Consider the following 6,902-nt stretch of genomic DNA (forward strand, 5'->3'; position numbering starts at 1 on the left):
ATGGGTATCCGCGCATTCCTCGACAAGATCGAGCACAACTTCGAAAAAGGCGGCAGGTACGAGAAGTGGTACGCGCTCTACGAAGCCGTCGACACCTTCTTCTACAGCCCGGCCAGCGTTACCCTCGGCACCTCCCACGTGCGCGACGGCATCGACCTCAAGCGCATGATGATCATCGTCTGGGCCTGTACCTTCCCGGCGATGCTGTTCGGCATGTGGAACCTCGGCTACCAGGCCAACCGCATCTACGCCGCCAGCCCCGAGCTGCTCGCTGCCCAGGAGGGCTGGCGCTTCGGCCTGATCGGCGCGCTGGCCGGCTTCGACCCGGCCAGCCTGTGGGACAACTTCGTCCAGGGCGCGGTGTATTTCTTGCCGATCTACGCCGTGACCTTCATCGTCGGCGGATTCTGGGAAGTACTGTTCGCCTCGATGCGCGGCCATGAGGTCAACGAAGGGTTCTTCGTCACCTCGATCCTCTTCGCGCTGATCCTGCCGCCGAGCATTCCGCTCTGGCAGGTGGCGCTGGGCATCAGCTTCGGCGTGGTGCTGGGCAAGGAGGTGTTCGGCGGCACCGGCAAGAACTTCCTCAACCCGGCGCTGACCGGTCGCGCCTTCCTTTTCTTCGCCTATCCGGCGCAGATGTCCGGCGATGCGGTGTGGACCGCGGTGGACGGCTTCGCCGGGGCTACGGCGCTGAGCCAGGCAGCCAGCGGCGGTGTCGAGCAGTTCGCCGGCCAGCTGTCCTGGAGCGATGCCTTCCTCGGCTTCATGCAGGGCTCGATCGGCGAAACCAGCACCCTGGCGATCCTCATCGGCGGCGCGGTGCTGCTGGTCACGCGGATCGCCGCCTGGCGCATCGTCGCGGGCGTGATGATCGGGATGATTGCCACCAGTCTGCTGTTCAACGCCATTGGTTCGGCGACCAACCCGATGTTTGCCATGCCCTGGTACTGGCACCTGGTGATCGGCGGGTTCGCCTTCGGCATGATCTTCATGGCGACCGACCCGGTTTCGGCGTCCATGACCAACACCGGCAAGTGGATCTTCGGCGCGGTGATCGGACTGATGGTGGTGCTGATCCGCGTGGTCAACCCCGCCTTCCCCGAAGGCATGATGCTGGCGATCCTGTTCGCCAACCTGTGTGCGCCGCTGATCGACCACTTCGTCGTTCAGGTCAACATCAAGCGGAGGCTGGCACGTAATGTCTAGTCAGAAGGAATCTACGCTGCGGACACTGCTCGTGGCGGTGCTGGTGTGCCTCGTCTGCTCGGTGTTCGTCGCTGGCGCAGCGGTGGCGTTGCGCCCGACCCAGGTGGAAAACCGCCAGCTAGACAAGCAGCGCAGCATCCTTGCCATCGCCGGGCTTGGCCGGGCGGGCATGTCGGCTAATGAGGTCAAGGCGCTGTTCGTCGAGCGTATCCGCCCGCGAGTGGTGGATCTGGAAACCGGGCACTTCACCGACGAGAAGGACCCTGCCACCTACGATCCGCTGAAGGCAGCGAAGGACCCGCAGGAATCCGAGGCGCTGGAAGGCGCGGCGGACATCGCTTCGATCAAGCGGCGTGAGCGCTACAGCACCGTGTACCTGGTGGAAGACGAGGGCAAGCTGAACACGCTGGTGCTTCCGGTGCGCGGTTATGGCCTGTGGTCGACGCTGTATGGCTTCATGGCGGTCAAGGGCGATCTCGATACGCTGGTGGGCCTGGGTTTCTATCAGCATGGCGAAACGCCGGGCCTCGGCGGGGAGGTGGACAACCCGAAATGGCGTGCCCAATGGACGGGCAAGACACTCTACGATGAGGACGGCAAGCTGGCCATCCAGGTCATCAAAGGCGGCGTGGACCCGCAGAGTCCCAATGCCGTTCACCAGGTCGACGCTCTTGCCGGCGCAACGCTGACCAGCAACGGGGTGAACAACCTCGTACATTTCTGGCTCGGCAAGAACGGGTTCGGCCCATTCATCACCAACCTTAAAGCCGGGGAGGCCTGATCGTGGCGCAGCCGACAATAAAAGAAGTCCTGCTTAATCCCGTCTTCAACAACAACCCGATCGGCCTGCAGATCCTCGGTATCTGCTCGGCCCTGGCGGTCACCTCGAACCTGAAGACGGCGTTGGTAATGTCCGTCGCATTGACGCTTGTGACCGGTTTTTCCAACCTGTTCATCTCGATGATCCGCCGTCAGATTCCCAGTTCGATCCGCATGATCGTGCAGATGGTGATCATCGCCTCGCTGGTGATCGTGGTCGACCAGGTGCTCAAGGCCTATGCCTTCAGCCTGGCCAAGCAGCTCTCGGTGTTCGTCGGGCTGATCATTACCAACTGCATCGTGATGGGTCGCGCCGAAGCCTTCGCCATGGCCAACCCGCCGCTGCTGTCGTTCTTCGACGGCATCGGTAACGGCCTGGGCTACAGCGCGATGCTCATCGTGCTGGGCGTGGTTCGTGAGCTGTTCGGCGCCGGCAAGCTGCTCGGTATCGAGATCATCCCGCTGGTCAAGGACGGCGGCTGGTACCAGCCCAACGGCCTGCTGCTGCTACCGCCGTCGGCGTTCTTCCTGATCGGGCTGATCATCTGGGCGCTGCGTAGTTGGAAGAAGGAACAGCGCGAGGCGCCGAGCTACCGCATCGCGCCGCAGGTTTCCCGCGAGGAGGCGTACTGATGGAACATTACGTCAGCCTGTTGGTGCGCTCGATCTTCGTCGAGAACATGGCACTGGCCTTCTTCCTGGGCATGTGCACCTTCATCGCCATCTCGAAGAAAGTGGAAACCGCCATTGGCCTGGGTATCGCCGTTGTGCTGGTGCAGACCATCACCGTGCCGGCGAACAACCTGATCTACACCTATCTGCTCAAGGATGGCGCGCTTGCCTGGGCCGGGCTCCCGGAGGTGGACCTCAGCTTCCTCGGGTTGCTCAGCTATATCGGGGTGATCGCCGCCATCGTGCAGATCCTCGAGATGCTCCTGGACAAGTACGTGCCCTCGCTTTACAACGCGCTCGGCGTGTTCCTGCCGCTGATCACGGTGAACTGCGCGATCATGGCCGGCTCGCTGTTCATGGTCGAACGTGACTACAACCTCGCCGAAAGCACCGTCTACGGCGTGGGCTCCGGGTTGTCATGGGCGCTCGCCATCGCGCTGCTCGCCGGTATCCGCGAGAAGCTCAAGTACAGCGATGTGCCGGAGGGGTTGCAGGGGCTGGGTATCACCTTCATCACCATCGGCCTGATGTCGCTGGGTTTCATGTCGTTCTCCGGCGTGCAGTTGTAACGGAAGGGACGCACAGATGAATTACGAGATTTTCCTCGCCATCGGCATGTTCACCGCCATCGTCCTGTCGCTGGTGGCGGTGATCCTGATGGCCCGTGCCAAGCTGGTATCGAGCGGCGACGTCAGTATCCAGATCAACGGCGAGCGCACCATCACCGTGCCGGCCGGCGGCAAGCTGCTGCAGACCCTGGCGGCGAACAACATCTTCCTCTCGTCGGCCTGCGGCGGCGGCGGCACCTGTGCGCAGTGCAAGTGCATCGTCGAGTCCGGCGGTGGCGAGATGCTGCCCACCGAGGAGTCGCATTTCTCCAAGCGCCAGGCCCGAGAAGGCTGGCGCCTGTCGTGCCAGACCCCCGTCAAGCAGGACATGAGCATCGAGGTCTCGGAAGAGGTCTTCGGCGTGAAGAAGTGGGAGTGCACCGTCGAGTCCAATCCCAACGTCGCCACCTTCATCAAGGAACTGACCTTGCGCCTGCCCGAGGGCGAGAGCGTCGACTTCCGCGCCGGCGGCTACGTGCAACTAGAGTGTCCGCCGCACGAGGTTTCCTACACGGACTTCGACGTTCAGCCGGAATATCGCGGCGACTGGGATCGTTTCAACCAGTGGCAGCACGTGTCTAAGGTCGAAGAACCGGTGATCCGCGCCTATTCCATGGCCAACTACCCGGACGAGAAGGGCATCGTCAAGTTCAACATCCGTATCGCTTCTCCGCCTCCAGGCAAGCAGGGCATTGCTCCGGGGCAGATGTCGTCCTGGGTGTTCAACCTCAAGCCGGGCGACAAGGTCACGGTCTACGGGCCCTTCGGCGAGTTCTTCGCCAAGGACACCGAGGCCGAGATGGTCTTCATCGGCGGTGGTGCCGGCATGGCGCCGATGCGTTCGCACATCTTCGACCAGCTCAAGCGCCTGGGCAGCAAGCGCAAGATCAGCTTCTGGTACGGCGCGCGCTCGCTGCGCGAGGCGTTCTACGTGGAGGAGTACGACCGGCTGCAGGCGGAGAACGAGAACTTCACCTGGCACCTGGCGCTTTCCGATCCGCAGCCCGAGGATAACTGGAGTGGCTACACCGGCTTCATCCACAACGTGCTGTACGAGCAGTACCTCAAGGACCATCCGGCCCCCGAGGACTGCGAGTTCTATATGTGCGGCCCGCCGATGATGAACGCCGCGGTGATCAAGATGCTGACGGAGCTGGGTGTCGAGCGCGAGAACATCCTGCTGGACGACTTCGGTGGCTAGATCGCCGTTGCGCCTGGCCGTTCTGCTGGTGCTGATCACGGCGCTCGCCGGCTGTGGCGGCTCGCTGGAGAGTTTCGGCGGGCCGACCATGGGCAGCACCTATTCGGTGAAGTACGTGCGCGGCAGCGGCATGCCCTCGGTGCAGGAATTGCAGCCGCTGGTGGAGAGCGTCCTCGCCGACGTCGATCGGCAAATGTCGACCTACCGCGACGACTCGGACATCGAGCGGTTCAACGATGCACCGGCTGGCACCTGCCAGAAGATGCCGGACGACGTACTTCAACTGGTGCGCTTTGGCGAGACGCTGTCCCAAGCCAGCGACGGTGCCTTCGACCTGACCGTGGAGCCCTTGCTCAACCTGTGGGGGTTCGGCCCGCGGGCGAAGGGTGACCGGGTGCCGAGCGCAGACGAGCTGCAGGCGGTGCGTGCGCAGTTCGGCCACCAGCGGCTGAACATCCGGGATGACCGGTTATGCAAGGACGGCCCGATCCAGGTCGACTTCAACAGTATCGCCGCCGGTTTTGCCGTGGACCGCATCGCGGCGCGGTTGCAGCAGCTGGGTGTGAAGAGTTACCTGGTGGAGGCCACCGGCGAGCTCAAGGCGGTTGGTCGCAAACCCGACGGCTCGCCCTGGCGCATCGCGATCGAGGCGCCGCAGACCGATGCCCGGGTCGCGCAGAAGATCCTTGCGCTGGATGGTTACGGCGTTTCCACCTCCGGGGACTACCGCAACTACTTCGAACAGGACGGCCAGCGCTACTCGCACACCATGGACCCCCGCAGCGCGGCACCGATTCGCCATTCGCTGGCCGCGGTGACCGTCATCGACCGTGCAGCATTGCGTGCCGACGGCTTGTCTACCCTGCTCATGGTGCTCGGTCCCGAAGCCGGCGCCGCTTTCGCCGAACGCGAGCAGATCGCCGCGTTCTTCGTGACTCACCAGGGTGACGGCTTCGTTACCCATAGCAGCTCCGCCTTCGATCGTTTGCTGGTGGAGCAGGGGGACGAACCATGATCTGGCTCGCTGCATTCACCGTCATGTTGCTGGTCGTGGGCGGCATGGCGATCGGCGTGATGGCCGGGCGCAAGCCGCTCGCCGGCTCCTGCGGCGGCATCGCCGCGCTAGGTATCGAGAAAGAGTGCTCGATCTGTAGCGGTGACCGGCAGATCTGCGAAGAGGTCAACCGCGGCGCCGACGATGTAGTGGACGCGACGCTCGCCTACGACGCCACCAAGCGCTAATGTGCTGCGCGAATCGATTCGCCTACGTTCCAGCCTGACGCTCGTGAACCTGCTGCCAGCGGGCATTGCGATGTGGTCGCCGGGGGAGCGGGCATCGAAAGAAGCGGTAGCCCCTGGCGCCGCGACCCTGTCGGGAGGCGTGACGCGTTCCGACTCGTTCAAGGAGTAAATATGGCGGTCTACAGCTACGACGTGGTGGTACTGGGTTCCGGTCCCGCGGGTGAAGGCGCGGCGATGAATGCTTCGAAGGCAGGGCGCAAGGTCGCGGTGATCGACGACCGTCCCCTGGTCGGCGGCAACTGCACCCACCTCGGCACCATACCCTCCAAGGCGCTGCGTCACTCCGTCCGGCAGATCATGCAGTTCAACACCAACCCGATCTTTCGCCAGATCGGCGAGCCGCGCTGGTTCTCTTTCCCCGACGTACTCAAGGACGCCGAGCGCGTCATCGCCAAGCAGGTCGCCTCGCGGACCGGCTACTATGCGCGCAACCGCATCGACACCTTCTTCGGCACCGCCAGCTTCGCCGACGAGCAGACCGTCGAAGTGGTCTGCCTGAACGGCGTGGTGGAAAGGCTGGTGGCCAAGCAGATCGTCATCGCCACCGGCTCGCGACCCTATCGCCCGGTGGACATCGACTTCAGCCACCCGCGGGTCTACGACAGCGACACCATCCTGCAGCTGAACCACACGCCGCGGCGCTTGATCATCTACGGCGCTGGGGTGATCGGCAGCGAATACGCCTCGATCTTCAGCGGCCTTGGCGTGCTGGTCGACCTGATCGACAACCGCGACCAGTTGCTCAGCTTCCTCGACGACGAAATCTCCGATGCGCTGAGTTATCACCTGCGCAACAACAACGTGCTGATTCGCCATAACGAGGAGTACGAGCGCATCGAGGGGCTGGACAACGGGGTGATCCTGCACCTGAAGTCCGGCAAGAAGATCAAGGCCGACGCCTTGCTCTGGTGCAACGGGCGGACCGGCAACACCGACCGTCTCGGCCTGCAGAACATCGGCGTGAAGGTCAACAGCCGCGGGCAGATCGACGTCGACGAGCACTACCGCACCAGCGCTTCCAACGTCTATGCCGCGGGCGACGTGATCGGCTGGCCGGCGCTGGCCAGCGCCGCCTACGACCAGGGCCGCTC

Annotated in this window: 8 protein-coding genes; all 8 read left to right on the forward strand. The window is 63.6% G+C overall.

Annotated elements, in window-relative coordinates:
• The gene (locus QMX85_RS15365) at window positions 1–1,209 is read left to right on the forward strand and encodes an NADH:ubiquinone reductase (Na(+)-transporting) subunit B (RefSeq protein ID WP_282342254.1); all 1,209 of its coding nucleotides are present in this window, start codon (window positions 1–3) and stop codon (window positions 1,207–1,209) included.
• The gene (locus QMX85_RS15370) at window positions 1,202–1,990 is read left to right on the forward strand and encodes a Na(+)-translocating NADH-quinone reductase subunit C (protein ID WP_282342256.1); all 789 of its coding nucleotides are present in this window, start codon (window positions 1,202–1,204) and stop codon (window positions 1,988–1,990) included. Before QMX85_RS15365 ends, QMX85_RS15370 begins: the two co-directional genes overlap by 8 nt.
• Window positions 1,987–2,661, forward strand: a complete 675-nt coding sequence (locus QMX85_RS15375) for an NADH:ubiquinone reductase (Na(+)-transporting) subunit D (RefSeq protein WP_273233138.1) — start codon at window positions 1,987–1,989, stop codon at window positions 2,659–2,661. Before QMX85_RS15370 ends, QMX85_RS15375 begins: the two co-directional genes overlap by 4 nt.
• Entirely contained in the window at window positions 2,661–3,269 is a 609-nt protein-coding gene (gene nqrE / locus QMX85_RS15380) for an NADH:ubiquinone reductase (Na(+)-transporting) subunit E (RefSeq protein WP_273233035.1), read from the forward strand. Before QMX85_RS15375 ends, nqrE begins: the two co-directional genes overlap by 1 nt.
• Window positions 3,270–3,285: 16 nt before the next feature.
• On the forward strand, window positions 3,286–4,509 hold the full coding sequence (gene nqrF, locus QMX85_RS15385) for an NADH:ubiquinone reductase (Na(+)-transporting) subunit F (RefSeq protein ID WP_282342260.1): 1,224 nt from the start codon (window positions 3,286–3,288) through the stop codon (window positions 4,507–4,509).
• 88 nt (window positions 4,510–4,597) lie between these two features.
• A complete protein-coding gene (locus QMX85_RS15390) occupies window positions 4,598–5,524 on the forward strand; it encodes an FAD:protein FMN transferase (protein WP_282342270.1) in 927 nt (308 codons plus the stop codon).
• On the forward strand, window positions 5,521–5,751 hold the full coding sequence (nqrM, locus tag QMX85_RS15395) for a (Na+)-NQR maturation NqrM (protein ID WP_282342262.1): 231 nt from the start codon (window positions 5,521–5,523) through the stop codon (window positions 5,749–5,751). Before QMX85_RS15390 ends, nqrM begins: the two co-directional genes overlap by 4 nt.
• Before the next feature lie 171 nt (window positions 5,752–5,922).
• The coding region (gene sthA, locus QMX85_RS15400; protein ID WP_282342264.1) for a Si-specific NAD(P)(+) transhydrogenase at window positions 5,923–6,902 on the forward strand (980 nt) is incomplete at its 3' end.

It is taken from the genome of Pseudomonas sp. PS02288 (genome assembly GCF_029959715.1).
Taxonomy (GTDB): Bacteria; Pseudomonadota; Gammaproteobacteria; order Pseudomonadales; family Pseudomonadaceae; genus Pseudomonas_O; species Pseudomonas_O kuykendallii.

Coding starts and splice junctions, on each gene's coding strand:
- nqrM (WP_282342262.1), top strand. CDS start 5,521: ATGATCTGGCTCGCTGCATTCACCGTCATGTTGCTGGTCGTGGGCGGC.
- nqrF (WP_282342260.1), top strand. CDS start 3,286: ATGAATTACGAGATTTTCCTCGCCATCGGCATGTTCACCGCCATCGTC.
- QMX85_RS15370 (WP_282342256.1), top strand. CDS start 1,202: ATGTCTAGTCAGAAGGAATCTACGCTGCGGACACTGCTCGTGGCGGTG.
- nqrE (WP_273233035.1), top strand. CDS start 2,661: ATGGAACATTACGTCAGCCTGTTGGTGCGCTCGATCTTCGTCGAGAAC.
- QMX85_RS15390 (WP_282342270.1), top strand. CDS start 4,598: ATGGGCAGCACCTATTCGGTGAAGTACGTGCGCGGCAGCGGCATGCCC.
- QMX85_RS15365 (WP_282342254.1), top strand. CDS start 1: ATGGGTATCCGCGCATTCCTCGACAAGATCGAGCACAACTTCGAAAAA.